General features: G+C 64.1%; 17 protein-coding genes. 7 read left to right on the top strand and 10 right to left on the bottom strand.

Annotated features, from left to right (window positions below; all coding sequences use genetic code 11):
• Nucleotides 1-51 precede the first annotated feature (51 nt).
• From M9799_RS13230 to M9799_RS13215, 4 genes are read right to left on the bottom strand one after another with little or no spacing between them, the layout of a single operon-like run.
• Nucleotides 52-1254, bottom strand: a complete 1203-nt coding sequence (locus M9799_RS13230) for an ABC transporter permease (RefSeq protein ID WP_231042139.1) — start codon at nucleotides 1252-1254, stop codon at nucleotides 52-54.
• Nucleotides 1254-2012, bottom strand: a complete 759-nt coding sequence (locus M9799_RS13225; protein ID WP_231042138.1) for an ABC transporter ATP-binding protein — start codon at nucleotides 2010-2012, stop codon at nucleotides 1254-1256. The genes M9799_RS13230 and M9799_RS13225 overlap by 1 nt, the downstream gene beginning before the upstream one ends.
• Entirely contained in the window at nucleotides 2009-3352 is a 1344-nt protein-coding gene (locus M9799_RS13220; RefSeq protein ID WP_231042137.1) for an efflux RND transporter periplasmic adaptor subunit, read from the bottom strand. Before M9799_RS13220 ends, M9799_RS13225 begins: the two co-directional genes overlap by 4 nt.
• A gap of 18 nt (nucleotides 3353-3370) precedes the next feature.
• Entirely contained in the window at nucleotides 3371-4831 is a 1461-nt protein-coding gene (locus M9799_RS13215) for an efflux transporter outer membrane subunit (RefSeq protein ID WP_231042136.1), read from the bottom strand.
• 119 nt (nucleotides 4832-4950) lie between these two features.
• Here M9799_RS13215 and M9799_RS13210 point away from each other — a divergent pair, with 119 nt between their 5' ends.
• The gene (locus M9799_RS13210; protein ID WP_231042135.1) at nucleotides 4951-5832 is read left to right on the top strand and encodes a LysR family transcriptional regulator; all 882 of its coding nucleotides are present in this window, start codon (nucleotides 4951-4953) and stop codon (nucleotides 5830-5832) included.
• Between the two features lie 168 nt (nucleotides 5833-6000).
• Here the strand turns inward: M9799_RS13210 and M9799_RS13205 are convergent, their stop codons facing one another.
• The 5 genes from M9799_RS13205 to M9799_RS13185 all read right to left on the bottom strand — a co-directional run bounded on the left by M9799_RS13205 (nucleotide 6001) and on the right by M9799_RS13185 (nucleotide 10655).
• On the bottom strand, nucleotides 6001-6960 hold the full coding sequence (locus M9799_RS13205; RefSeq protein ID WP_231042134.1) for a Bug family tripartite tricarboxylate transporter substrate binding protein: 960 nt from the start codon (nucleotides 6958-6960) through the stop codon (nucleotides 6001-6003).
• Nucleotides 6961-7027: 67 nt separating this feature from the next.
• Complete coding sequence (locus M9799_RS13200) at nucleotides 7028-8146, bottom strand: TauD/TfdA family dioxygenase (RefSeq protein WP_231042133.1); 1119 nt, start codon at nucleotides 8144-8146, stop codon at nucleotides 7028-7030.
• Nucleotides 8147-8342: 196 nt separating this feature from the next.
• Entirely contained in the window at nucleotides 8343-9392 is a 1050-nt protein-coding gene (gene tsaD / locus M9799_RS13195; RefSeq protein WP_231042132.1) for a tRNA (adenosine(37)-N6)-threonylcarbamoyltransferase complex transferase subunit TsaD, read from the bottom strand.
• 55 nt (nucleotides 9393-9447) lie between these two features.
• On the bottom strand, nucleotides 9448-9900 hold the full coding sequence (locus M9799_RS13190; protein ID WP_231042131.1) for a CBS domain-containing protein: 453 nt from the start codon (nucleotides 9898-9900) through the stop codon (nucleotides 9448-9450).
• Between the two features lie 107 nt (nucleotides 9901-10007).
• Nucleotides 10008-10655, bottom strand: coding sequence for a DUF937 domain-containing protein (locus M9799_RS13185; RefSeq protein ID WP_231042130.1), 648 nt, complete (start codon nucleotides 10653-10655; stop codon nucleotides 10008-10010).
• A 283-nt stretch (nucleotides 10656-10938) separates the two neighbouring features.
• Between M9799_RS13185 and M9799_RS13180 the strand changes: the two genes are divergently transcribed.
• The 4 genes from M9799_RS13180 to cobA all read left to right on the top strand — a co-directional run bounded on the left by M9799_RS13180 (nucleotide 10939) and on the right by cobA (nucleotide 22775).
• Entirely contained in the window at nucleotides 10939-19188 is an 8250-nt protein-coding gene (locus M9799_RS13180; protein ID WP_231042129.1) for a two-partner secretion domain-containing protein, read from the top strand.
• The gene (locus M9799_RS13175; RefSeq protein WP_231042128.1) at nucleotides 19185-19553 is read left to right on the top strand and encodes a hypothetical protein; all 369 of its coding nucleotides are present in this window, start codon (nucleotides 19185-19187) and stop codon (nucleotides 19551-19553) included. The genes M9799_RS13180 and M9799_RS13175 overlap by 4 nt, the downstream gene beginning before the upstream one ends.
• 1450 nt (nucleotides 19554-21003) lie before the next feature.
• Nucleotides 21004-21969, top strand: coding sequence for a DNA-binding protein YbiB (gene ybiB, locus M9799_RS13170; RefSeq protein WP_231042126.1), 966 nt, complete (start codon nucleotides 21004-21006; stop codon nucleotides 21967-21969).
• A gap of 14 nt (nucleotides 21970-21983) precedes the next feature.
• Nucleotides 21984-22775 (top strand): uroporphyrinogen-III C-methyltransferase, encoded by a 792-nt coding sequence (gene cobA / locus M9799_RS13165; RefSeq protein ID WP_231042125.1) that lies wholly within the window; start codon nucleotides 21984-21986, stop codon nucleotides 22773-22775.
• 103 nt (nucleotides 22776-22878) lie between these two features.
• On the opposite strand, the gene M9799_RS13160 is transcribed toward cobA, so the two are convergent.
• Nucleotides 22879-23376: an acyl-CoA thioesterase gene (locus M9799_RS13160; protein WP_231042124.1), complete on the bottom strand. Its 498-nt coding sequence runs from the start codon at nucleotides 23374-23376 to the stop codon at nucleotides 22879-22881.
• Nucleotides 23377-23529: 153 nt separating this feature from the next.
• On the opposite strand from M9799_RS13160, the gene M9799_RS13155 reads away from it, so the two are divergent.
• Together M9799_RS13155 and rpsU are read left to right on the top strand one after the other, a co-directional pair.
• Complete coding sequence (locus M9799_RS13155; protein WP_231042123.1) at nucleotides 23530-24759, top strand: BaiN/RdsA family NAD(P)/FAD-dependent oxidoreductase; 1230 nt, start codon at nucleotides 23530-23532, stop codon at nucleotides 24757-24759.
• A 131-nt stretch (nucleotides 24760-24890) separates the two neighbouring features.
• The gene (gene rpsU, locus M9799_RS13150; protein WP_159917519.1) at nucleotides 24891-25103 is read left to right on the top strand and encodes a 30S ribosomal protein S21; all 213 of its coding nucleotides are present in this window, start codon (nucleotides 24891-24893) and stop codon (nucleotides 25101-25103) included.
• Nucleotides 25104-25127 lie beyond the last annotated feature (24 nt).

Below are 25127 nucleotides of genomic sequence, written 5' to 3'. Positions count from 1 at the left end.
GCAAAAAGCCCGGCCATGGCCGGGCTTTTTTCATGTCCGAAGCCTGCGGCTTCACTCGTGGCGCAGTGCCTCGATGGGGTCCAGCCGCGCGGCGCGCCGCGCCGGGAAGTAGCCGAACACCACGCCGATGCCCGCGGAGAACACGAACGACAGCAGGTTCACGCTGACGTTGAACACATAGGGCACGTCCATCACGCCGGCCAGCACCACCGAGGCCATGGTGGCCAGCGCGATGCCGATCAGCCCGCCGAGCGCCGCCAGCACCACCGCCTCGATCAGGAACTGCAGCAGCACCTCGCGCTCGAGCGCGCCGATGGCCAGGCGCAGCCCGATCTCGCGCGTGCGCTCGGTCACGCTGACCAGCATGATGTTCATGATGCCGATGCCGCCGACCAGCAGGCTGACGCCCGCCACCGCGCCCAGCAGCATGGTCAGCACCTGGGTCGTGCCCGAGAGCGTGTCGGCCAGCTGCTTGGTGTCGAGGATGTTGAAATTGTCCTCATCCGCCGGCGCCAGCTTGCGCAGCTCGCGCAGCAGCTGGCGCAGGCTGGCCTTGACGCGCTCGGGCTCGCTGCCCTCGGCCATCGACACCAGCAGCGTGTTGATGCGCTTGGAGCCGGTGATGCGCCGCTGCAAGGTGTTCAGCGGCACCAGCACCATGTCGTCCTGGTCGTTGCCGAACGCGCCCTGCCCCTTGGAGGCCAGCACGCCGACGATCTCGCAGGAGAACTCGCGTACGCGCATCAGCTGGCCCATCGGATCCGTGTTGGCAAAAAGCTCGCGGCGCACGGTGGAGCCGATGATGCACACGGCAGAGCCGGCGCGTATCTCTTCGGGCGTGAACTCGCGCCCGGTGGCCAGTTGCCAGTTGCCGGTCTTGAGCCATTCGTTGGTGCTGCCGATGACGCTGCTCGACCAGTTGCGCCCGCCGGCGACCACCGTGGCGGTGGCGCGCCCCTCGGGCGCCACCGCGTAGATGCCGCCGATCTGCTGCGCGATGGCATCGACATAGGTGTCCTTGAAGGTCGGCGCGCCGCCGGTGCCCGGGCCCATGCGCTGGCCGGGGCGCACCTGCAGCAGGTTCGTGCCCAGGCCGGAGATCTGGTTCTGCACCGCGAGCGTGGCGCCGTTGCCCAGCGTCACCATGGTGATGACCGCGCTCACGCCAATCACGATGCCCAGGATGGTGAGGAAGGAGCGCAGCAGATTGCGCCGGATCGAGCGCAGCGCCAGCAGGATCGAACTCAGCAGCATCAGTGCGCCTCCGCCGGCAGGCTCAGGCCCTGTTCGCGCGCCAGCACCACCGGCAGCGGGTTGGGGTTGTCACTGTCGAGCAGGCCGTCGACAAAGCGCACCATGCGCCGCGCGTACTGCGCCATGTCGGGCTCGTGCGTGACCATCAGCACGGTGATGCCCTGGTCGGCGTTCAGCCGCCACAGCAGCTCCATGATCTCGTTGCTGCGCTGGCTGTCGAGGTTGCCGGTGGGCTCGTCGGCAAGCAGCACGACGGGCTCGGTGACGATGGCGCGCGCGATCGCCACGCGCTGCTGCTGCCCGCCCGAAAGCTCGGCCGGCGTGTGGTGCTCCCAGCCCGACAGGCCCACGGCCGCCAGCGCCTTCTTCGCCGCCGCATGGCGCTTGGCCGTCGGCTCGCCGCGGTACAGCAGCGGCAGCTCGACGTTCTCCAGCGCCGTGGTGCGCGCCAGCAGGTGGAAGCCCTGGAACACGAAGCCGAAATACTTGCGCCGCAAGAGCGCGCGCTCGTCGCGCGTGAGCGTCTCCACGTGCGCGCCCTTGAACAGGTATTCGCCCGTGGTGGGGCGGTCGAGGCAGCCGAGCATGTTCATGGCGGTGGACTTGCCCGAGCCGCTCGGGCCCATGATGGCGACGAAATCACCCTGCGCGATATCGAGGTCCACGCCCTTGAGGGCCTGGAAGGCCAGGCGGCCCTCGCCATACACCTTGGTGATGTTGCGCAGTCGGATCAGCGGCTGATCGGATGCGGGCGTCATTTGGTCTCTCCCGAGCGCTGGTCGGTGATCACCGCCATGCCGGGCTGCAGCGTCTCGCTGCGCACCTCGGTCATGCGGCCGTCGCTGATGCCGGTCATCACCTTCACCGCCACGGCCTTGCCGTTTTCCAGCACCCAGACCTCGCGCGCCGTCTCGCCGCCGTCGCCGCGGCTGGAGCCTGCGCCGCCGCGGCGCTGGCCGCTGCCGCCCGGGCGCGGGCCGCGCGGCATCAGCTGCCCCATGATGCCGCCGCCGCTGCCCTCGCGCGCCGCCGGCGCCGCGCCCGGCACCGTGGGCGTGAAGCGCAGCGCGGCGTTCGGCACCAGCAGCACGTCCTGGCGCTCGGTCGAGGTGATGGTGGCCGCGGCCGTCATGCCCGGGCGCAGGCTCAGGTCCTCGTTGGCCACTTCCAGCGTGGCGATATAGGTCACGACGTTGTCGGTCTTGGTCGAGCCATAGGCCACGCGCGTCACCCGCGCCGGATAGCTGCGCGAGGGGTAGGCGCTGACGGTGAAGGTGGCCTTCTGCTCGGGCTGCACCGTGCCCACGTCGGCTTCGTCGACGCTGACTTCGAGCTTGAGGCGCTTGAGGTCCTCGGCCAGCGTGAACAGGGTCACGGCCTGCAGCGAGGCCGCCACCGCGTTGCCGGGGTCGACCGCGCGCGTCAGCACCACGCCGTCGATGGGCGAGACGATCGAGGCCTTGGACAGATTGGTCTGGTCCGTGGACAGCGCCGCGCGCGCATCCTGCACGCTCGCCGACGCGGCCTTCTCGTCGGCGGTGGCGCGCTCGAGCGCGGCGCGGCCGGCGTCCAGCTCGGAAGCCGAGGGCACCTTGCCGCCCGACAGCCGCGCCACCTCCTCGAGGCGGCCCAGATTGGCGCGCGCCTCCCGCGTGGTGGCCTGCGCCTGCGCCAGCCGCGCCTGGGCCGAGGCCAGCGAGGCGCTCGAGCGCGAGACCTGCGCGCTGAGCTTGGCGGTGTCGAGCTCGACCAGCACCTGGCCCTTCTTCACCTGGTCATTGACATCGACGCGCACATTGCGCACCGTGCCCGAGAGCTCGCTGCCGATGTTCACCTGGCGCGTGGGCACCAGCGTGCCGTTGGCGGCCACCGTCAGGCGCAGATTGCCGCGCTTGACTTCCTGGCTCACATACTGGGGCAGCGCGCGCGCCGCCTTGACGGACTGCCAGTAGGCAAAGCCCGCGCCCGCGGCCACCAGCACGGCCACGCCGGCCCAGACCGAGGTCCGGCGCCACCAGGGGCGGGTCGCCGTGGCGCCCAGCAGCGCCTGTTTGCTCGTGGCGGCTTGGGCGGGTTGGGATGCTTGTTTGTCGTTCATTTGCGTGATCCGTATCGTTCAATTCGTGGCCGGCGCTGCGGCGCTGTCGATGGCCGTGGGGGTCCAGCCCCCGCCCAGCGCCTTGTACAGCCGCACATGGTCGGCAGTCAGCGCCGCCTGGGTCGCTGCCAGGCTGTCCTGCGCCGAGAGCTGTGTGCGCTGGGTCTCCAGCACCGTCTGGAAGTCCACCAGGCCGCTGCTGTAGCGCTGCTGCGCCAGCAGCGCGGCATTGGCCGCGGCTTCCGCGGCAATGCGCAGCTGCTCGATGCGCGCGCCATCGCCCTGCAGTATCGACAGCGCGTCTTCGACTTCCTGCAGCGCCGTCAGCACGGTGGATGCATAGTTCAGCCGCGCCTGCTCCAGCCCTTCCTCCTGCACGCGCAGCTGCGCGCGTATCGCGCCGCCATCGAGCAGCGGCACGGAAATGCCCGACAGCAGCGAGCCGAACACCGAGCTGCCCTGCGTCAAGGCACCCACGGTCAGCGCGCGCAGGCCGAGCGAGCCACTCAGGCGAAAGCTCGGATAGCGCGCCGCATCGGCCTGCGCCACCCGCGCCAGCGCTGCGGCCACGCGGGCCTCGGCGGCAATCACATCGGGGCGCTGGCGCAGGGTTTCAGCGGGAATCTGGAGCGCCAGCGCATCGGGCGCCTGGGGCACGGGTGCAAATGACGCCAGCTGCGCATCGAGCGCAGCCGGGTTCTGGCCCGTGAGCACGGCCAGCGAATGCCGCGTCTGCGCCAGGCTGGATTCGAGCGCCGGCACCTGCGCCGCGGTCTGCGCGGCCGAGGCACGGGCCTGCTCGGTGGCCAGCGACGTGGTCAAGCCGGCCTGCATGCGCCAGTCGGTGATCTGCAGGGTCTCCTGCTGGCTGGCGAGATTGCTGCGCGCGATCACCAGGCGCTGCTGCAGGTTGCGCAGCTCGATATAGGTCAGTGCCACCTCGGCCGCCAGCGACACGCGCGTGCCTTCGAGCGTGGCCTGCGCGCTGCGCACCTCGGCGTCGCTGGCCGCCACTGCACTGGCCAGCCGGCCGAACACATCGATTTCCCAGCTCGCGTCGAGCCCCGTGGAAAAGCTGTTGCCCGTCGCGTTGCCCGAGCGCGAACGCTGCGCCGAGCCGGAAGCGCCCACCGAAGGCGCCAGGCCCGCGGCGGTGGCATCGCGCTGCGCGCGCGCCTGGCGCAGCGTGGACTGGGCCGAGGCCAGCGACAGATTGGCCTGCAGCGCCTGTTCGACCAGTGCCGCCAGCTGCGGATCGCCCAGGCCCTGCCACCAGCGGGCCAGCGATTGCGGATCGGCATCTGGCGTATAGACCAAGTGTGCGGGCGACCAAGTGGCGGGCACGCTCAACGCGGGCAGGCCGGCGCCGGGCGGCTGCTGCGTCGCGGCGCAGCCGGCGAGCGCCAGCGCCACCAGTGCCGCGGCCATAGCCGGCCGGGGCGCCGTCAGCTTGTTGTTCTTGAATGTCAGGGTAGGCATGGCAGCCATTGTGCCGCCGAGCTTTGTCAGGTCGGCTTCGCCCGCGTGAAGATTGTGTAAACCGCAGCCTCAAAGCGCTGTGCGGATAATGCCCATGCCCGCCGCCCTAAAGGACCGCCTTGAAGATCGCCGCCTTCCACACCCTGCATACCGTCATTGCCACCGGCTCGCTGGCGAAAGCGGCGCAGGCGCTGAACCTGACACCCAGCGCCGTCAGCATGCAGATGAAGCAGCTCGAGGACTATATGGGCACGGCGCTGTTCGACCGCTCGGGCCAGGCCATCCGGCCGGTGCCGCTGGCGCACGAGATCGCCACCATCATGGAGGAAGCACTCGCCCGGGTGGAGGCGCTGCGCGAGCGCCCCGATGTGCGCGTGCAGGGCACGGTGCGACTGGGCATCGTCGACACCATGCTGCCGCTGCTGCTGCCGCGCACCCTGTCGGCGCTGCAGCAGCGCCACCCGCTGCTCAATGTGGACGTGGACCGCGGCAAGAGCCGCGCGCTGACGCAGCGCATCCGCTCGGCCGAACTCGACCTGGCAGTGCTGGCGCTGCCGCCGCAGGAGCCGCAGGCCGCGCGCGGCCTGGTGTGGCAGCCGCTGCTGCAGCGCGACTTCGTGCTGCTGGCGCCGAGCTCAGCCAAGGAAAAGACGGTGAAGGCGCTGCTGGCCGCGCACCGCCTCATCGGCTACGACCGCAGCACGGTGACCGGCCAGCTGGCCAGCCGCTATCTGGCCGACAAATACGGCATCCGCAAGCTGGACATGGAGTTCGACAGCATTCCCGCGATCATCTCCATGGTCGGCCTGGGCATGGGCGTGGCGCTGCTGCAGATCGCCGATCCGCGCCTGCTGCAGGCCGATCCGGTGCGCACTCTTGCGCTGCCCGCGGACGCGCCGCGCATGCAGTACGCGCTGCTGCTGCGGCAGGCCGACCGGGACAAGCGCAACCTGCAGGCATTGGTGCAGGTGCTGGCGGATGTGGCAAGAGACACGGGCTAGAACGTTTTCATTTTGACGGCCGTGCCCTGAAACGCCCTTCTACCGGCCCGCGCAGGGAGGCTCGGGGCGAACGGTGGGTTAACCGTTCGTCCTGATCCTGAGCCTGTCGAAGGCTCGAAGGATGACGGGCCCTCCACACAAAACTCCCCGTCTTTTAACGAGAAAGCTTTACATCAACTCCACCCCCGAAGCCTTCACCGCCAGCTTCCAGCGGTCGAGCTCGGCCGTCAGGAAGCTGCGAAAGGCCGGGGTATCCATCTGCAGCAGCTCCATGCCCTCGCGCTCGAGCTGCTCGCGCAGGCCCGGCGTCTTCTGCGCCGCATGCACCGCAGTGCGCATCGCCTCGACCTCCTTGGCGCCCATGCCCGCGGGGCCGAACAGCCCATACCAGGCGCTGTAGTCGAAGCCCGGCAGCAGATCGGCCACGGGCGGCACCTGCGGCAGCGCCGCCATGCGCTTGGCGCTGGTCACGGCCAGCGCCTTGACGCGGCCCGACTTGATCAGTCCGCCGGCCGCGCCATAGCCCGAGAACACGATGTCCACCTGCCCTGCCATCAGGTCCGTCAGCGCGCCCGAGGTGCCCTTGTAGGGCACGCCCAGCACGTCGATCTGCGCCATCTTGCGCAGCATTTCGCCGGCCAGGTGGTTGGCGCCGCCGAGACCGGCAATCGCCACGTTCATGGTGCCGGGCTTGGCCTTGGCCATGGCCACCAGCTCCTGCAGGTTCCTGGCGGGGCATTTCTCCGACACCACCAGGATGCTGGGCGCGGTGGCAATGGGCGCGATCGGCGTGAAGTCGGCCACCGGATCGAAGGGCAGCTTCTTGTAGAGCGCGGGATTGATCACATGGCTGGTGTAGCTCAGCAGCAGCGTGCCGCCGTCGGAGGGGGCCTTGGCCACGCCCAGCGCCGCGATGTTGCCGCCCGCGCCGGGTCGGTTCTCGACGATCACGCTGCGCGAGAGCTGCTTGCCCATCTCCAGCGCCAGCGCGCGCCCCAGGATGTCGGTGCCGCCGCCCGGAGGGGCGCCCACCAGGATGCGCGTGGCGTTCGGGGTCTGGGCCCAGGCCGGCAGGGCCAGGCCCAGCGCGGCAAAGCCCGCATGTTGCAGCAAGGTGCGACGTTTCATCGTTGTCTCTCTTGTAATGGTCTTGCGTTGAAATGCCCGGCAGGCGGCGCCCCGCGCCGCCTGCCCCCTATGCCTCGGCCATTGCCTCGCGCCCCGGCACCCAGGGCTTGTAGCGCATGCCCAGCGCCTCGGCCTGGCGGCGCTCGTACGCCAGGAACTCCTCGGTGATCGCGCTGCCGCGCACGCCGCCGCGCACCGAGCCCGGGCGGATGTCGTAGAAATACTCCTCGAACTCGGGCGGCAGCGGCTGCGATGCCGGCACCGCGAGCCACAGTCGGAACAGGTGGCGCTTGTCGTCGGGGTGTTCGTGGTCCTCGAAATGCGTGCGCGAATGCAGCGTCACGTAGTTGTTGAGCAGCTGCAGGTCGCCCTGCTCCAGTTCCATCGAGTAGCACAGTTGCTCGCTGGGCATCAGCTGGTCGAGCAGGTCCAGCGCCTCGAGTTGCGCGGGCGTGAGGCGCGGCACTTCCTCGAAGTCGCGCTGCGCCGCGATGGTGTTCTTGCGGTTGGTGCGCGCGGTGAATGCGTGGCCGGGCTTGCTGAAGATCGGGCAGCGGTAGAAAGGCGCCTGCGAGGGGTCCTGCGTGCCCTGGTAGCTGTGGTAGAAATCTCCCTCGAGCACCGGGATCAGGTCGGGACGGCGTGCCTGCACCTGCTCGCGCAGCGCCATCGAGCTGATGACCTTGCTGGTGCCGCCGGACTTGGCCGTGCGCCGGCACAGCAGCGCCACCACGTCGCACGAATCCTGGTGGAAGTCCAGCTCGGCATTGGTGTTGTAGCCGCGCCCGCCCTTGGCCTTGTAGTCGCCGCCGGCGTCGCGCACATCGTTGATGATCTCGCTGGCCTTGTTCTGCGTGCGGCCCACGCCCATGTACAGGCCCATGCCCCAATAGGCCAGGCGGCAGTCGGCCTCGCTCCAGCGGTCCACCGGGAAACCCTTGAGCAGGCACATGCCCCAGCGCCCCTGCGTGGTGGCGACGGCACGGCGCAGCGCATCGCGCGCGGCGTCAGGCAGGGGGAAGTCGCGCTGCTCCATGGCCAGCAGCGGCTTGGGGTGGCGCTTGGCATGCGCCAGCGCCTGGTCGAAGCCTTCGATCTCCTCGGCGCTCAGGCGCTGGACCCAGCTCAGGTCATTGCGCACATCCTCGGCATACCAGGGCGTGGGTTGGTTGCGGTTCTCGCTCATAAACTTGCCTCCTTCGATCGGGCACTTTTCCCGATGGCGAAGCCCAGTCTATGGCTTTGGCCCACATCAATAAAACGAAATATTCTTCACCTCTACATCAAATAAATTGACGCTGGAGGACATGCCGCGGCGCAGGCAATTGCCCTATGGTGCGAATCGGAATATCGGCAGCAGGCGCGCGGCGCCCGCGTCGTGCTCAGGCCAGCGAATCGAGCGGCCAGCGCGGCTTCACATCGAACGCGTATTCGGTCCGGGGCTGCTCGCGCCCCGACTGGATGCGCATGGCCGCGGCCATGGCGATCATCGCGCCGTTGTCGGTGCACAGGTGCAGTTCGGGATAGTGCACGCGCACCTTCATCCTGGCGCAGGCCGCATTCAGCTGCGCGCGCAGCAGCCGGTTGGCGCCCACGCCGCCCGCCACCACGACGCGCTTCATGCCGGTCTGCTTGAGCGCGGCCAGCGTCTTCTTGACGAGCACGTCGACGATCGCCGCCTCGGTGCTGGCCGCGAGATCGGCCTTGCGCGCGGGCAGCTCGTCGCCCAGCTTCTTCGCCTGGGTCAGCACTGCCGTCTTCAAGCCGGCAAAGGAGAAATCCAGATCGCCGCTGTGCAGCAGCGGCCGCGGCAGCTTGAAGGCCTCGGGGTCGCCCTGCTGCGCCAGCTTCGACAGCGCCGGCCCGCCCGGGTAGCCCAGGCCCATCAGCTTGGCCGACTTGTCGAAGGCCTCGCCCGCGGCATCGTCGATGGTCTCGCCCAGGATGGCATAGGAGCCCACGCCATCGACGCGCATCAGCTGCGTGTGGCCGCCCGACACCAGCAGCGCGACGAAGGGAAACTCCGGCGGATCCTCGCTCAGGAACGGCGACAGCAGATGGCCTTCCAGGTGATGCACTCCCAGCACCGGCTTGCCCAGCGCCGCGCCCAGCGCGCAGGCCACGCCCGCGCCCACCAGCAGCGCGCCGGCCAGGCCCGGGCCGCGCGTGAAGGCCACCACGTCGATATCGGAAAGCTGCTCGCCCGCCTCGGCCAGCACCGCCTCGGTCAGCGGCAGCACGCGGCGGATGTGGTCGCGGCTGGCCAGCTCGGGCACCACGCCGCCATAGGCCTGATGCATCTCGATCTGGCTGTGCAGCGCATGGGACAGCAGCGCGGGCACGGCGCCGCCCTCCGATGGTTCCTCAAGGCGCACCAGCGCCACGCCGGTTTCATCGCACGAAGATTCGATACCCAGGATCAGCAAGCTCATGGGCGCAAGTGTAGAACCCCTGGCGCGGCCGCGCGGCGCGCGCGCGCAAAAGGCCTCAGCCGCGCTGGCCCGAAATGTAGTGCTCGAGCTGGTCGATGGTGAACTGCTGCTCGGAAATGATGGCTTTGACCAGATCGCCGATCGAGACGATGCCGATCAGCTGCTGTTGCGCGTCGAGCACCGGGAGATGGCGGATGCGCTGGCGCGTCATCAACGCCATGCACTCCTCGCAGGTCTGCGCCATGTCGACGCAGTGCACCGCCGCCGTCATGACCTCGCGCACCGGCGTGGTCGCCGAATTGCGGCCCTGCAGCACGATCTTGCGCGCGTAGTCGCGCTCGGTGACGATGCCGGCGATATGGCTCGAACGCTCGCCGTCGAGCACCATCAGCGCGCCGATGCGGTGCTCGGCCATGCGCTGCAGGGCCTCGAGCATCGAATCGTCGGGCGCCACATGGTGTACCTCGTCGGTCGCCTTGGCCCGCAGGATGTCTGCAACAGTCGTCATACCTGGCTCCTGAAGTCGAACAAGCCCGACCAGTGTCGGCGCAGCCACGCGGCAATGCAATAACCATGGCGCCAGGGGTGCCTGTACGGGGGGCTTGGCCCCGCGGCTCAGCGCCGTCCGCCGAGAAAACCCGCGCCCAGCTTGAACAGGTCGCCCACATCCAGCTTGCCGTCGCCGTTCTGGTCCAGAAGGCTCGACAGCAGCCCGCCCGCGGCCCCGCCCTGCTGCTGCACCTGGGCCTTTTCGCGGCCCAGCACCTGGCCCAGGCCGCCCGCGTCCATGCCTCCCGACTGCACGCGCTGCGCCAGGAAAGCCATGACGATGGGCGCCAGCATCTGCAGTAACTGCCCGGCATTGGAGCCCAGCCCGGTGGCCTGGCCCAGTCCGGATTCGGCCTGCTGCTGCCGACCGCCGAAGATATGACCCAGGATCGACGCGCCGTTGGAGGCTGGCGCCTGGCTGGCCTGGCCCTGGCCGCCCAGCAGTCCGCCAAGCACGCCGCCCAGCATTCCACCCAGGCCGTTGCCCGAACCAGCGGCTCCCATATGGTCGCGCTGCAGCGCGCCAAACAGGTCCATTGCGCCCTGCGGCTGCGATGCGTTGTTGCCCAGAGCCCCCAGCAGCATGGGCAGCGCCGTGCCCACGGCGCGCTCGGTTTCGGCGCTGCCCATGCCCAACTGCTGCGCCATGCTCTGCATCGGCGCGCCGCGCAGCTGGCCCAGCAATTCGTCGGTCAGGGAATTCGAAGTGTTCATCATGCGGCTCCTTTGCGCCGGGCGGGCGGCGCTGCTGTCGGGAAAGAGAGGGTCAGCGGCATCGTATGCGCAAAGAAGCGCCCCTCGTCGTAGGCAATTGTCAGCATTTGGCGCCTGAACACGACAGCAAGGGGATGAGCTGCCGGATCACCGGAAACCTGTCGTCATGCGCGGTTTGACTCACACCCTTTGCCTCACCGCACCTATCCACAAACCCACTGCGCTCCGAACCCCATGCGTCCAGCGCGCGCGCACCATTGCCTGCAGGCTTCGAGATACCACCATGAACCAGCAGCGCTATCGCCTCATCTTCAGCCGGGTGCGCGGCATCTGGATGGCCGTGCAGGAAGCTGCACGCGCTGGCCGCGGTCCCCGCAGCGAAGCGCTGGCACTGCCGGCCGCGACATCGGCACTGCTGCTGGCGGCGTCCACGGCCTTTGCGCAGATCATTCCCGATGCTTCCGCTCCGGGCCACGAACGGCCCACGGTGCTGAGATCGGCCAACGGCATGCCGGCCGTCAATATCCAGACCCCATCCACCGCCGGCGTGAGCCGCAACCGCTACCAGCAGTTCGACATTGGCCAGCAGGGCGAACGCGGCGCGATCCTGAACAACAGCCGCACCGGCGTGCAAAGCCAGATCGGCGGCGCAGTGCAGGGCAACCCGTGGCTGGCCAGGGGCAGCGCCCGGGTCATCGTCAATGAAGTGAATTCTGCAAACCAGTCGCGGCTCTCGGGTGCGCTGGAAGTGGCCGGGCCGCGCGCCGACGTGATCATCGCCAACCCGTCCGGCCTGGTAGTGAACGGCCTGTCGCTGATCAATGCCGCCGGCCTGACGCTGGCCGGCGCCCAGCCCGTTTACCGCAGCGACGGCAGCCTGGAAGCCTTCAGGGTCCAGCGCGGCGCCATCCAGCTCGAAGGCCGGGGGCTCGATGCCGCCCAGGCCGATTACGCCCAGGTGCTGGCGCAGGCCATTGCCGTGAATGCGGGCATCTGGGCGCAGGACCTGCGCATGGTCACAGGCACCGGCCCGCTGGCGGCGGACAGCACGCAGCAGCCGCTGCCTGCCCAAGGCGCGCCCGCGCGCACCATGGAAACACCGCAGTTCGCGCTGGACGTCGCGCAACTGGGCGGCATGTATGCGCGCAAGATCATGCTCATCGGCACCGAGGCCGGGCTGGGCGTGCGCAATGCCGGAGCGCTGCTCGCGGACGCTGGCCCGCTGACGCTGACAGCCGGCGGCCAGCTGCGCAACACCGGGGTCATCGCCAGCCAGGGCGCGGACGCCGAGCTGCAGCTGTCGGCCCGGAGCATCGACAACAGCGGCCGGCTGGTCGGCCAGCGCGATGTGGTGCTGGCCGACGGCGGCGCCGAAACCCTCAATGCCGGCAGCATCGAGGCCGGCCGCGAGCTGGCGGCGCAGGCCGGGCAGTTGAACAACCAGGCAAACGCCATGCTCAGCGCGCCGCGCCTGGACATCATGGCCACGCGCCTGGACAACGCCGGCCATATCGCTCAGACCGGCACGCAGGCGCTGGCCGTCAACAGCCTGGCGATCTCCAATTCCGGCGAGAAGGCGCTGCTGGGCGCACCTACCGCCAGCATGGGGACACAGCCCGCGCCCGCAGCACCTTCGCCAGACCCCGCGCCGCCAACCCTTGCCGACGGCCAGATCCATGTGGCGCAGCGCCTCACCAATACCGGCCTGCTCACGGCCAATGGCACGACCGATGTCAAAGCCATCCACTCCTTTACCAACAGCGCCATCGCCCATCTGGGCCATCTGCACAGCGAAGGCCTGCTCGACAACCGCAGGGGCACCCTGCAGATGCAGCGCCTGACCGGCGCGCAGGGCTCGGTGATGAACCAGGGCGGCTCGATGTCCGTGGCCGGCGATCTGCGCCTGGTGGCGCGGCAACTGGACAATACCGGCGGCACGATCGCCAGCGCGGGCAGCCTCACCGCCAAGGTGCCGTCCATCACCAATGACGCCGGCACGCTGCGCGCCGCGGGCGATCTCACCGTGAAAGGCGAGACGCTGAGCAACCAGCGCAATGCGCTCCTCGTCAGCCAGACCGGCCATATCCGCCTGACCCTGGACGGCGCGCTGAACAACCAGCAGGGCCAGGCCGTGGCGCCGCAGGGCCTGGAGATCAGCAGCGGCAGCTTGAACAACAGCGGCGGCATCCTCCACACAACGGGCGAGCGCAGTCTCCTGAAGCTCACCAGCAGCACCGGCGTGGACAACAGCACCAAGGGGCTGATCCAGTCCGGCGGCGACCTTCAGCTCCATGCTGGCACCGAACCCATCAACAACACCGCCGGCACCCTGCAGGCCCAGCAGGACCTGCTGATCCAGAGCCGCGGCCTGGTCGACAACAGCCAGGGCCATCTGCAGGCTGGCCGGCAGCTCCTGCTGCAGGACGCCAGCGTGGCGGCCGGCGCGCCACTCGACCAGGCCACGCAGACCCTGCTCAACCAGGGCGGCACGGTGTTTTCGGCGGACAGCCTGCAGATAAAGAACAAGGGCCTCGACGGTGCCGGCCGCCTTGACGCGGTGGGCGGGATAACTCTGGATTTTGCCGGGGACATCATGCATCAAGGCATCGCGGCAAGCAATGCCAAGCTCAAGCTTGAAACCGCCGGGAAATTGACCAATCAGGGCCAGCTGCTGGGCGGCACCGACACCGAGCTCAAGAGCACGCAGATCGACAACCAGGCAGGCGCGACGATGAGCGCGGCGCAGACGATCACCCTGCGCACCGGGCAGCCCGTGGTCAACCGCGGCCTGATCGACGGCCAGGACACGCGCATCGATGCGGACACCATCCAGAACATCGGCACGGGCCGCATCTTTGGCGACCATGTCTCCCTGGCGGCCAAGACGCTGGAAAACCGCCCGGAGGATGGCGGCGGCAAGCCTCCCGTCATTGCCTCGCGCAAGGATATGGACCTGGGCGTGCCGGTCGTGATCAACCAGGGTGGCGCACTGCTGCAGAGCATGGGCCATATCCGCATGGGAAACAGCCTGGATGCCAACCGCATTGCCACCGGCAATGGCCAGGAATTGCGCAATATTGCCGCGCGCATCGATGCCCAGGGCGACATCCAGTTCGACCAGCGGGTTGTCAATAATCTGAATGCGAACCTGGTTGTCGAGCCCTTTGCAGAGGTGGAAAACATACCGGGCGAAAACATGGTCGCCTTTTCCGGCAAGGCGCCTGAAAGCGCAACGCTTTACAAGGAAATCGAGGATGGATTATTTCTGCCTTATTTCGAGAATCGGGGCAGGTTCTACACGGAAATGGGAATTCAGGGCTACAACTCCGATGGACGGATGTTCAAGCCGGTGCATATCGACAGGTTTCCCCATATTCCGCCTGCCGCGTTCATAGATCCCAAGACATCCTATAGGAATGGCGTTCCCTTTCCCGACGATGCCCCGCTGCAACTGGAGCCTGCGGGTTCTCCACGTTTTGCGCAGTTCGGCATTGCGGTGCCTGAAAACTACACTGCCACCGCGCCGGATCCCTTGAACCATGGAGGTATCAAGGAAGAGTCCGGGCGGATCGGCTGGCAAAGCCTTGCCGAGCAGCGCGCCTATGAAGCGGCCTTCAAGATCTACCAGGAGTCCATCGCGGTGGCGCAAAAGCTCCACGAGAAGATTCTGGAAGTCGCCAAAGAGGACAACCGGTACACCGACAGCTCGCGCGGGTACACGGTCATCTCCCAGGTAAAGCTGACCATCCATGCCGATTCAGTAAAAGAGACCAAGCCCGCCATTATCGAAGCAGGAGGAAACATTCACTTCAAAGGCCCGGTGAACAATATCAACGCCATCGTCAGGGCAGGCGCACTGATCGACCCAAAAAAACCACCCTACAACGAGGGCAGGCAGGGCAACCGGAAGACACGGATAGAAGGCAGCGCCATGCGCTACGACTGGAAGGAACGCCGCAACAAGCAAAAGAAATACGAAACAGGTCCGGCGCCCTATACCTATACCTATACCAAGATAGACACATTCCCACTTCCCACGGTGGTGTTCAAGTCGCACCATCCCTATGCGCCGAGCGCTCCCGTCGATGCCAATTCCAATACCGGCAATTCCACGCAGCGCCCCACCCCGGTGGTGCGCGAGCAAATCAAGGAATCCCGGGAGCGGGTACGCACGCTGGAATCCGCCGGGACCGTGCCGCAAAACAGCCTCTATTGGGTCAGGCCCGAGAACCCCAACCGGCCGCTGGTGGAAACCGATCCCGCCTTTACCCGGGGCCGGCAATGGACCTCCTCGGAGCAGATGCTTCGCGCGTTCGACCCGGCGCCGCTGCAAAAGCGCCTGGGCGATGGCTTCTACGAACAGCAGCTGGTCCAGCAGCAACTGGGTTACCTCACGGGCCAGCGCTTCCTAGGCGACTACCGCGCCAACGATGCTCAGTACCAGGCGCTGCTGCAAAGCGGCACCACTTTTGCCAAGGCACACGGCTTGCGCCCGGGCGTGGCGCTAAGCGCCGCGCAGATGGCGCAGCTCACCAGCGATCTGGTCTGGCTGGTGGAGGAAAAGCTCACCCTGCCCGATGCGTCCCGGCAGACCGTGCTGGTGCCCAAAGTCTATGTGGTGGCGCAGCCGGGAGACCTCGATGCCCAGGGCGGGCTGATCAGCGCGGACCAGTTGCTCATCGACACCGACAAGGATATGCACAACAGCGCCTCGCTGCGCGGCCGGCGCTTGCTGCACGTCGCCGCACACGACATCAACAACGTGGGGGGCAACATGTTCGGCCGGGCGGTGGATCTGGCCGCCAAGCGCGACATCAATGTGCACGGCGGAACCGTCGCGGCCACGGAGGCGCTGCTGGCACGTGCCGAGCGCGATATCAACGCTCCGTCGATCACTGAGGGCATCGCGGGCAGCGGCACCGAGGTGAACCGGAGAACGGCATTCGAGCTTCGCCCTGGAGCTGCCGCACCCGCAGCGCCGGTCAAGCCCGGCGAAGCTCCTGCTCCCTCGGGCATGCAACTGTACGCCGGCAGGAATGCCGATCTCCGGGGCACCTCGATCACCAATGCCGTACGAGGCAGCAAAACCTCGATTGCGGCGTTGCACGATATCGATCTCTCCGCCATCCACACCTCGCACAGCCAGGGTGTGGTCTGGGATCACAGAAACCGCCTGCTGCTCGGGGGCAGCCACGAAGTCGGCACGACAATCGACACCCTGGGTGACACGGATATCCATGCCGGACGGAACATCTACGCGCGCGCAACCCAGGTCGTCAGCACCGGGCACCTGGATGTCGATGCCGGCACCAGCGTGCGCATAGACCCGGGCCAGGCCACGCGCTGGCTAGACGACGCCTACCACTCCAGGCATTTGCGCTTCCTGGGCTCCAGCAGCCGGTCGCTAGTGCACCAGGTCGAGTCCAGCGAGGTCCAGCCCAGCTTCTTTGGCGGCAAGACCGTACACATCAAGTCTGGCCAGGATATCGATGTGACCGGCAGCCAGGTGCTCTCGATCGAGGGCACCCGGCTGGATGCCAAAGGCAAGGTCAACCTTCTGGCCGCCCAGGAGAACGCAAGCTGGCAAAGCCAGCAGCGCAGCCGGCGCAGCGGTGTGTTTGGCGGCAACGGCCTGGGCCTGACCATAGGCAGCCAGCGCCAAAACACCGAGCAAAGCGTGCAAAGCACGGCCAGCGCACCATCCGTGGTACGCAGCCTGAAGGGCAACGTCGACATCAAGAGCGGCAGTACCTATCGCCAGATCGGCAGCGATGTTATCGCTGATGAAGGCGATATCGATGTCGATGCCAAAAGGATTGAAACCGCCGGCGGCCCGCAGACCGCGCAAGGCAGCATGCACAGCAGCTTCAGGCAAGGTGGCCTGGGTTTCTCCATCAACGCGCCTGTCATCGGCATGGCGCAAACCGCCAGCAGCCTGGCCGATGCCGCCAGCCAGACCGGCGACGGCCGCATGCATGCACTGGCTGGAGGGGCAGCCGCGCTCAATGTCTATAACCAGCGCAAGGATCTGCAAAAGCTCGCCGAGGGCGACCTGGGCCTACGCACCGAGCTCATGCTGGGCAGCAGCCGCAGCTGGAGCCAAAGCACCTACTCGAGCAGCAATATGCGCCAGAGCCACGTGCTGGCGCCCCGTGGCAATGTCACCATGAAAGCCACCGGGGACGGCGGACGAAGCGACCTCGTGCTCCAGGACAGCCAGGTGGATGCGGGTAAGGTGGCGAAGCTCATTGCCGACCACAAGATCTATCTGGGTACTACTCCCGACACCCGCAGCGACAGCAGCAGCAACCGCAGCCGCAGTGCGGGCCTCGGGATATCACTGGGTGGAACAGGTCCTGCAGTCATCGGCAGCGGCAGCCGCGGCGAGGGCCGCGCCGAGAGTGAAGACCAGACGCAGCGGCAGACCCAGGTCAAAGCAGGCCAGCGCGTGGAAATCTATTCCGGCAGCGACACCGTCATGCGCGACGCCAGCATCCAAGCTCCGCGCGTAAAAGGATCCATAGGCGGCAGACTGAGGATCAAGAGCCTGCAGGACACCAGCCGCTTCGACGGCACGCAAAGCGATCAGGCCGGCTCCTTCGGTATCGGCCCCGGCATGGCAGCAGCCAGCGACAGCCATAGCACCAGCCGCGCCCAGGCCAATTACGCCAGCGTGAAAAGGCCCAGCGGCATCTTCGCGGGCGACGGCGGCTTCGATCTGGAAGTCAAGGACATCACCGAACTCGGCGGTGGCGTGATCACCAGCACGCAGCCTGCAATCGACAACAAGCGCAACCGTCTGATCACCCGCGCCATCATTCCCACAGACATTGAAAACCGCAGCGATTACACAGCCAGCGGCTTCAGTCTCTCTGGCGGCTTGGCCACCGGAGGCCAGGAGCAAGCCAAGTCTGCCGGCAGCGACACGGTCACCAAACCCACCGGCTGGTCAGCGCAAAACCTGGGCAAGCTGGGCGTCAGCGCCGCCGGCATGGGCGTCAGCAGCGACCAGGGCAGCGAACGCAGCATCACCCGCAGCGGCATCAGTCCCGGGGAAATCATCATTACCGATGACGCAGCGCAACGCGGCCTGACTGGACAGTCCGCCGCTGAAGCCGTGGCGAACCTCAACCGCGATGTGCGTACCGATGATCCAAGCCAAGGATTGAGCAAGCGCTGGAACGGACAACAGTTGATGGACGATCAGGCGGCCAAAGCGAAGATTGCGGCGGCGCTTGGGCAGCAGGCGAGCAGAGCAACCGGCACATATGCAAAAGAGCAAATGGGTATAGCGGCGGATTTACGCCGGCAAGCACAACAAGATCCTGCACGTGCTGCTGAACTCATGGAACAAGCGCAAGCTATTGAGAGCAAGTGGGGAGATAAGGGTACGCAGCGCTTGGGGACGCATGGTTTGGTGGGCGCATTTACTGGAGGAGTTCCGGGCGCGGTCGGCGCTGTGGTAGGTACCGTTGCGGCTCCGATCGTGGCCGATGCACTACGAAATAACAATCTTTCACCCCCATTGATCGAGGGCATAACTGCACTGGCAAGCACTGCTGCGGGAGGATTGGCAGGTGGTGGTGCCGTCGGCGCGGCAGCCGCTTTTAATGAAGTTACAAACAATCATCTGCCACATGACGAACGGGCATTGCTTAATAAATCCCAGAAAAGCTGTTATACCGAAGGCGACATATCAAGCTGTGAAACGGCTGCGGCTCTGAATAAAAAAGATCAGTTAAGCGATCGCCTTCTTGCCAATGCTGTCGCTACCTGTCAGGGAAGTGATTGCAATGAAATCAGTAATCATATACAAGAGCAAATGCACGAGCTTGGATGTCCTATCCCTCACTCATGCGCGACTGATAGAGGAAAACTCCTTGATTTTTGGAAAGTAGCGCAAAGCAAAGCCCAAGGACTTGACCCTATTTATCCAGAATCTTGGCTCTTAGACGCCAAAGCTCTCCTAGATTTTGGCAAATACGGCATTAAATTAACCAATGTCACTGCAAAAAATGAGTCATTAGAAAGCTTGAACGCAGCACGACAATTGAAGGAAAATAGATTTCTTAAGCAAGCAGTACCCGGCCCTGTAAACTTTATAGGCGACAAGGATCGTTTTTTCAAAAATTTATCTAATCGCCAAGATATCGATCCTAATGGACTTTTTGACGTAATCGCTCACGGAGATAAACAAAATATTTACATCATTACAAGCAAAGGGCTTGTCGCGATCGACCAACGCATAGCTGGAAAGCTTATAAAAGATAGTAGTGGATATAAAACTGGACAATCAATCCGACTGCTTTCCTGTGAAACAGGCGCATGTAATACAGGATTTGCACAAAATTTAGCAAACAAAATGGGAGTGCCTGTTCAAGCGCCAAGCGATCTGGTTTGGGCTTATCCTGACGGAACTAAGATCGTTGCTCCCCGCATTTCAAACGACCCAACATCCCCATATTTCGCTCGTCCAGATTTATCTAAACAGGGAAAATTTAATACTTTCCTTCCGAAAAATTACAAGCCATGAAGACTAATTTCCTCGACCGTCGGTGCCCCCAGTGCGGATCACCCGCCGAAAAAATCCATGAAGGCCTTACCATCGGAGAGAAATGCACCAGATGCAATTGGTCAGTCGTTACGACATATATTCCGTCAATAGAACAGGATGACACCCTGTATAGCATTAATTTAAAAAACGCAAATCATCATGACAAAGATCAGATAAAAGCAATATCAAAAATAGCCGGCATAAATTTTTTGCAAGCACGAAATCTACTTCAAAAAGAAAAAATTATAGTTTTTAAAGGGAAAGCCACCGAAATAAAATTAATAAAATCAATTTTAGAAAATGCAAATATCTCTATAAATATCCACCCCAAATTCAATTGGTAATTAAAACCGAAAAATTACCCAACAAAACAATTACGAACATCTCTATTACATCGACAGAACTTTTTCAGGCGAAGCTAACCCACTGTTTCTTAAAGCGATAAATATTTATTTCCCAAGACTGGAGTTTTCAGTAGTCATCAAACATATCCCTAAGCAGGCGGAAGATCTATTCTGGATGATGATTAATTTATACCAAATAGCGATTTTCGAAATTCCTCGGCACACCAAAGAACTAGTTGACGTCAAGATTGAAATCATTGATTTTCAATCATATAGACAACAAGCAACTTCAAAAATAACTCGTCGACGACTCAATGTAGCAACAAAGCTAATGAGAGAAAAACTATACCATGACGCATGAACATTAAAATAAAAACCGTCATTTCATGCCATGAAAATCACAACACTGTACAAATTGGCATATAAGAAAATAACAAATTCAATAACTTCAGGCTTACCTCCTGCTTGAAATATTTTTTCAGACTCAAAATTACCAACCGAGGAGACATAGTGATAACTAATGAATTTTTGATTGATGCGCGATTCCGCTCATGCTATATCGAAGGAGAACTCATATGCTATTTTTTAGTCATATTCCTCAAAATCTCCAAATCAGGATGGATTGCAATATCGATCGGCGAAGGAACAGCAAATTTTCATCCACTAAAGGAAGATCCCAAACTATTAAGACTCTCGGAAATCAAAGATGACTATGCATACCCAATAAGTCAACTCGACCAAATTTCCTTTTACTTTAATAAAAAAATAACCTCAATTTACGAATATCAAATTAACGGCATTTCAGAAGGATGTGTTGGAATATACATAGAGTTTGAAAATTGCGGATTCAGCATTATCGAGGAAGAGGAAGACTGCCCATCGATTACGCATGGCATTAAAGATCTGACAAATGAAAATGTATCCCTCTGCAAGATCTCCCCACGCCCTACCCCTTGGCCAAAATCCTATTAAATCTGATTCACACGTAAAATCAAGCTGATGGACAAAACTTAGGTTTCAAATCTGAGAATAATTAAATCGAAATCAATTTCAAATGATATATAAATTATTTCATTAGGATATTCACATAAATATCATTCGACAAGGAACCATTACCTCAGTCCTTTTAAACGGCTGGAAAATTTTGGTGGACGACGATATAAATGGCAGCACCAGAGGCTATTACATATATCTTCAACATCAAAATGGCCAAGGATATGTCTGCTGGTTTAGAAACGAAATCGAACTCCAAAATCAATTTACAGACTTCGCTGTCAGATGGTCAAGCGAGGCTTAGCTCCACCGTCACCAATTGCATTCTTCTTGCTCATCAGTGTCATTCACCCCTGTTCTGATTCCTAAAGCCCCTTGGCACCAGAAACAACATATAACCAAAAGTTCTTTAAAATGCCCGAAAATAGCGCCCTCAACCAACCAGGGCAGCGCATCCATGGGCATCAGCCACTACATCAAAGACATCGGCCGCGGCGCGCGGGGCGCGCGGGCGGTGACGCGCGCGCAGGCACAGGACCTGCTGGGGCAGGTGCTTGACGGACAGGTCACGGACCTGGAGATCGGGGCGTTCTGCATTGCCATGCGCATCAAGGGGGAGACCGCCGAGGAGATGGGCGGGTTTCTCGATGCGCTGCATGCGCGCAGCCGGAAGTTTGCTGCGGGCAGCCGCCCGACCATCGTCTTGCCTAGCTACAACGGCGCGCGCCGCCTGCCGGTGCTGACGCCGCTGCTGGCGCTGCTGCTTGCCCGGGAAGGATTGCCGGTATTGCTGCATGGCATGCGCACCGAGGCGCGACGGATCCTTGCGAGCGATGTGCTGGAAGCCGTGGGAATTGCGGCCACGCATGCCCCCGAGGATCCGTCGGCCGATCTCCCCGCGATTGCACCGGGTACGGTGGCGCATATCGCCACGGAGGAATTGCAGCCCGGGTTGGCGCGGCTGCTGGCGGTGCGCGATGTGATCGGCCTGCGCAACCCGGGCCACAGCGCTGCCAAGCTCTATACGCCCTGCGCTGGTCCCTGCGTGCTGGTCACCAGCTATACACACCCTGAATACGCGACCATGCTGCAGGAATGCCTGCAGGGCCAGGGCGCCACGGCGCTGCTGTCGCGCGGGCTCGAAGGCGAAGTGGTCGCCGACCCAAGGCGCATGCCGCGCTATGACGGCTTCGTGCAGGGCGCGCACCGGTTGCTGCAGGAGCAGCAGCCCGGCACCGCCACTGAAGTGCCTGGCCTGCCCGAAGCCATCGATGTCGACACCACGGCCGATTACACGCGCCGTGTGCTGGCGGGCGAATTGCCCGTGCCCGAAGCGATTGCCCAGCAGGTCGCCTATATTCTGCAGATCGTGCAGGCGCTCGAAGCCGCGCCTGCACCTGCCCAATCGGCGCCCGGCGCCTGATGGAATCCATTGCCATGAACCGCTCCTCTTCTTCTCTTTCCGCAGGACGCTGCACGCTGGTGGGCGCCGGCCCGGGCGATCCGGAACTGCTGACGCTCAAGGCCCTGAAAGCCATCCAGGCGGCCAGCGTGCTGCTGGTCGATGACCTGGTCAGCGACGCGATCGTGGCCCATGCCTCGCCCACCGCGCGCATCGTCTACGTCGGCAAGCGCGGCGGCTGCAAGAGCACGCCCCAGGCCTTCATTGAAAAGCTGATGCTGCAGGCGGTGCAGGAAGGCGAGAACGTGGTGCGGCTCAAGGGCGGCGACCCGTTCATCTTCGGGCGCGGCGGTGAAGAGGTCGAGCATCTGCGCGCGGCGGGTGTCGAGGTCGATGTGATCAACGGCATCACCGCGGGCCTGGCGGGGCTGACTTCGCTGGGGGCGCCACTGACGCACCGCTCCCATGCACGTGGCGTGGTGTTCATCACCGGCCATGCAAAGCCCGGAGCGGATGACACCGACTGGGCACAGTTGGCAGCCACGGCGCATTCGCTGCGCCTGACGCTGGTGATCTACATGGGCATGCGCGGCGCGGCGGATATCCAGCGCGGGCTGCTGCAGGGGCTGGCGCCCTCGACACCCGTTGCAGTGATCCAGAACGCGAGCCTGGCCCAGCAGCGCCATGCGGTGACGACGCTGGGGGCGCTGCAATCCACGATCGAGGCGCAGAAGCTGGCGAGTCCCAGCGTCATCGTGGTGGGGGATGTGGTGCAGGGGGTGGCGGCTTGGGCGGCGGAGGCGGGGCAGGTGCAGCAGGTGGCTTGAGGGCTGGGCTGGGGTCCTATTCCTAGGACAGGCCGTCCATGCTTCGACAAGCTCAGCACGAACGGTAAAACAAGCTCAGTGCGAACGGCGGCATTGAGACGGATCAGATGGTCTCCGCGGCCGCGGCCTGCCTGACCTGCTCGAAGCGCTCCGCCTGTTCCTTGCGGATCTGCTTGCGCAGCACGGCCGCGCCCCAGCGGCGGCGTTCGTCGTAGTTGGAGGGTTTGAGCGGGGGCACGGGCACGGCCTTGCGGTCGTCGTCCACGGCCACCATGGTGAAGAAGCAGCTGTTGACATGGCGCACGCTCTGGTTGCGGATGTCCTCGGCGATCACCTTGATGCCGACCTCCATCGACGAAGTTCCGGTGTGGTTGACGCTGGCCAGGAAAGTGACGAGCTCGCCCACGTGGATCGGCTGCAGGAACATCACCTGGTCCACGCTCAGCGTCACCACATAGCGCCCGGCATAGCGGCTTGCGCAGGCATACGCCACCTGGTCGAGCTGCTTGAGGATCGCGCCGCCGTGCACGTTGCCGGAGAAGTTGGCCATGTCGGGCGACATCAGCACGGTCATGCTGAGTTGGTGGGAAGGTAAGTTCATGGACGGCAATTGTAAAAACATGGCGTGGCAGGAGTGAGCCACGGGCTATTGCCCGGCGCCAGCACGGGCTGGCATGGCTCGGGGACAATGCGGCCTGGCGTGCACACCACGCTGCTACATCCGCCCTCCCCGCGCCTCGACCTTGCCCTGCCCGTGACCACCCCTTCCTACGACGCCATCATTCTCGGCGCCGGCGCTGCCGGCCTTTTCTGCGCTGCCCAGGCGGGCCAGCGCGGCCTCCGGGTGCTGCTGATCGACCATGCGCCCAAGGTCGCCGAGAAGATCCGCATCTCCGGCGGCGGGCGCTGCAACTTCACCAACCGCGAGCTGGACGTGCGCCAGCCGCACAGGCATTTCGTCGGGCAGAACCCGCAGTTCTGCCGCTCGGCGCTGTCGCGCTACACGCCTGCGGACTTCATCGCGCTGATGGAGCGCCATGGCATCGCCTACCACGAGAAGCACAAGGGCCAGCTGTTTGCCGACCGCTCGGCCGAGGACATCATCGCCATGCTGCTGGCCGAGTGCGCGGCGGGCGGCGTGGAGCGCTGGCAGCCTTGCAAGGTGGGCAGTGTCGGCCATGGCGAGGGTGGCTACCTGCTGGCCACGGACCGCGGCCCGGTGCGCGCGGCCAATCTGGTCATTGCCACCGGCGGCCTGTCCATTCCCAAGATCGGCGCGACCGACTTCGGCTACCGGCTGGCCCAGCAGTTCGGCCTGCCGCTGGTCGAGCGCACGCCCGGCCTGGTGCCGCTGACCTTTGATGGCGACGCCTGGGCGCCTTATGCCCAGCTCTCCGGGCTGGCATTGCCGGTGGAGATCAGCACCGGCAGCAAGAAGGAGCGCATGAGCTTTCACGAAGACCTGCTGTTCACGCACCGCGGCCTGTCGGGCCCGGCCGTGCTGCAGATCTCCAGCTATTGGCAGCCGGGCACGCCGCTGTCCATCAACCTTGCTCCGAATGTGGATTTGGCGGCGGAGCTGGCCCGGGCCAAACTGCGTTCGCGCAAGCTGATTGCCAACGAGCTCACGGCCTGGCTGCCCAGCCGCCTGGCCGATGCCTGGGTGGCGCAGGACAGCGAATGGCAGCGCCCCATTGCCGAGGCCTCGGACAAGGCCCTGAACCGGCTGGCCGAGCGCCTCAGCCGCTGGGAAATCACGCCCAACGGCTCCGAAGGCTACAGGAAGGCCGAGGTCACGCTGGGCGGCGTGGACACGCGCGCGTTGTCGCAGCAGAGCATGGAATGCAAGGCACAGCCGGGGCTGTTCTGCATCGGCGAAGTGGTCGATATCACGGGTTGGCTGGGCGGCTACAACTTCCAGTGGGCCTGGGCCAGCGCGCATGCCTGCGCGAATTCCCTGCAGCCCGCCGCAAGTGGTCTATAATTCTCGGCTTTGCTGGCAATGCCCCGTCGGCCAATACTAGTTATAGACGGGGAACAACCGCCGCACATGGCGCCCAGGCCCGATCTCCTGCGCACCCGCTGTCGGCAACAAATATTTGGAAACATTAGCTAATGACCACCATCCGCGTAAAAGAAAACGAACCCTATGACGTCGCTCTGCGCCGCTTCAAGCGCACGATCGAAAAGCTCGGCCTGCTGACCGACTTGCGCGCCCGCGAGTTCTACGAGAAGCCCACTTCCGAGCGCAAGCGCAAGAAGGCCGCCGCCGTGAAGCGCCACTACAAGCGCGTTCGCAGCATGCAGCTGCCCAAGAAGCTGTACTAAGCACAGCTGGCTGTCACAGGCCGC

It is taken from the genome of Comamonas endophytica, assembly GCF_023634805.2.
Lineage (GTDB): Bacteria > Pseudomonadota > Gammaproteobacteria > Burkholderiales > Burkholderiaceae_C > Comamonas > Comamonas endophytica.
Note: the sequence above shows the minus strand (reverse complement) of the source record. Positions and strands in the feature narration are given on the sequence as shown.

Bases quoted from the DNA above. Each gene is read 5' to 3' on its own strand.
- M9799_RS13230 (WP_231042139.1), bottom strand. From the start codon at position 1,254: ATGCTGCTGAGTTCGATCCTGCTGGCGCTGCGCTCGATCCGGCGCAAT.
- M9799_RS13225 (WP_231042138.1), bottom strand. From the start codon at position 2,012: ATGACGCCCGCATCCGATCAGCCGCTGATCCGACTGCGCAACATCACC.
- M9799_RS13220 (WP_231042137.1), bottom strand. From the start codon at position 3,352: ATGAACGACAAACAAGCATCCCAACCCGCCCAAGCCGCCACGAGCAAA.
- M9799_RS13215 (WP_231042136.1), bottom strand. From the start codon at position 4,831: ATGCCTACCCTGACATTCAAGAACAACAAGCTGACGGCGCCCCGGCCG.
- M9799_RS13205 (WP_231042134.1), bottom strand. From the start codon at position 6,960: ATGAAACGTCGCACCTTGCTGCAACATGCGGGCTTTGCCGCGCTGGGC.
- M9799_RS13200 (WP_231042133.1), bottom strand. From the start codon at position 8,146: ATGAGCGAGAACCGCAACCAACCCACGCCCTGGTATGCCGAGGATGTG.
- tsaD (WP_231042132.1), bottom strand. From the start codon at position 9,392: ATGAGCTTGCTGATCCTGGGTATCGAATCTTCGTGCGATGAAACCGGC.
- M9799_RS13190 (WP_231042131.1), bottom strand. From the start codon at position 9,900: ATGACGACTGTTGCAGACATCCTGCGGGCCAAGGCGACCGACGAGGTA.
- M9799_RS13185 (WP_231042130.1), bottom strand. From the start codon at position 10,655: ATGAACACTTCGAATTCCCTGACCGACGAATTGCTGGGCCAGCTGCGC.
- M9799_RS13180 (WP_231042129.1), top strand. From the start codon at position 10,939: ATGAACCAGCAGCGCTATCGCCTCATCTTCAGCCGGGTGCGCGGCATC.
- M9799_RS13175 (WP_231042128.1), top strand. From the start codon at position 19,185: ATGAAGACTAATTTCCTCGACCGTCGGTGCCCCCAGTGCGGATCACCC.
- ybiB (WP_231042126.1), top strand. From the start codon at position 21,004: ATGGGCATCAGCCACTACATCAAAGACATCGGCCGCGGCGCGCGGGGC.
- cobA (WP_231042125.1), top strand. From the start codon at position 21,984: ATGAACCGCTCCTCTTCTTCTCTTTCCGCAGGACGCTGCACGCTGGTG.
- M9799_RS13160 (WP_231042124.1), bottom strand. From the start codon at position 23,376: ATGAACTTACCTTCCCACCAACTCAGCATGACCGTGCTGATGTCGCCC.
- rpsU (WP_159917519.1), top strand. From the start codon at position 24,891: ATGACCACCATCCGCGTAAAAGAAAACGAACCCTATGACGTCGCTCTG.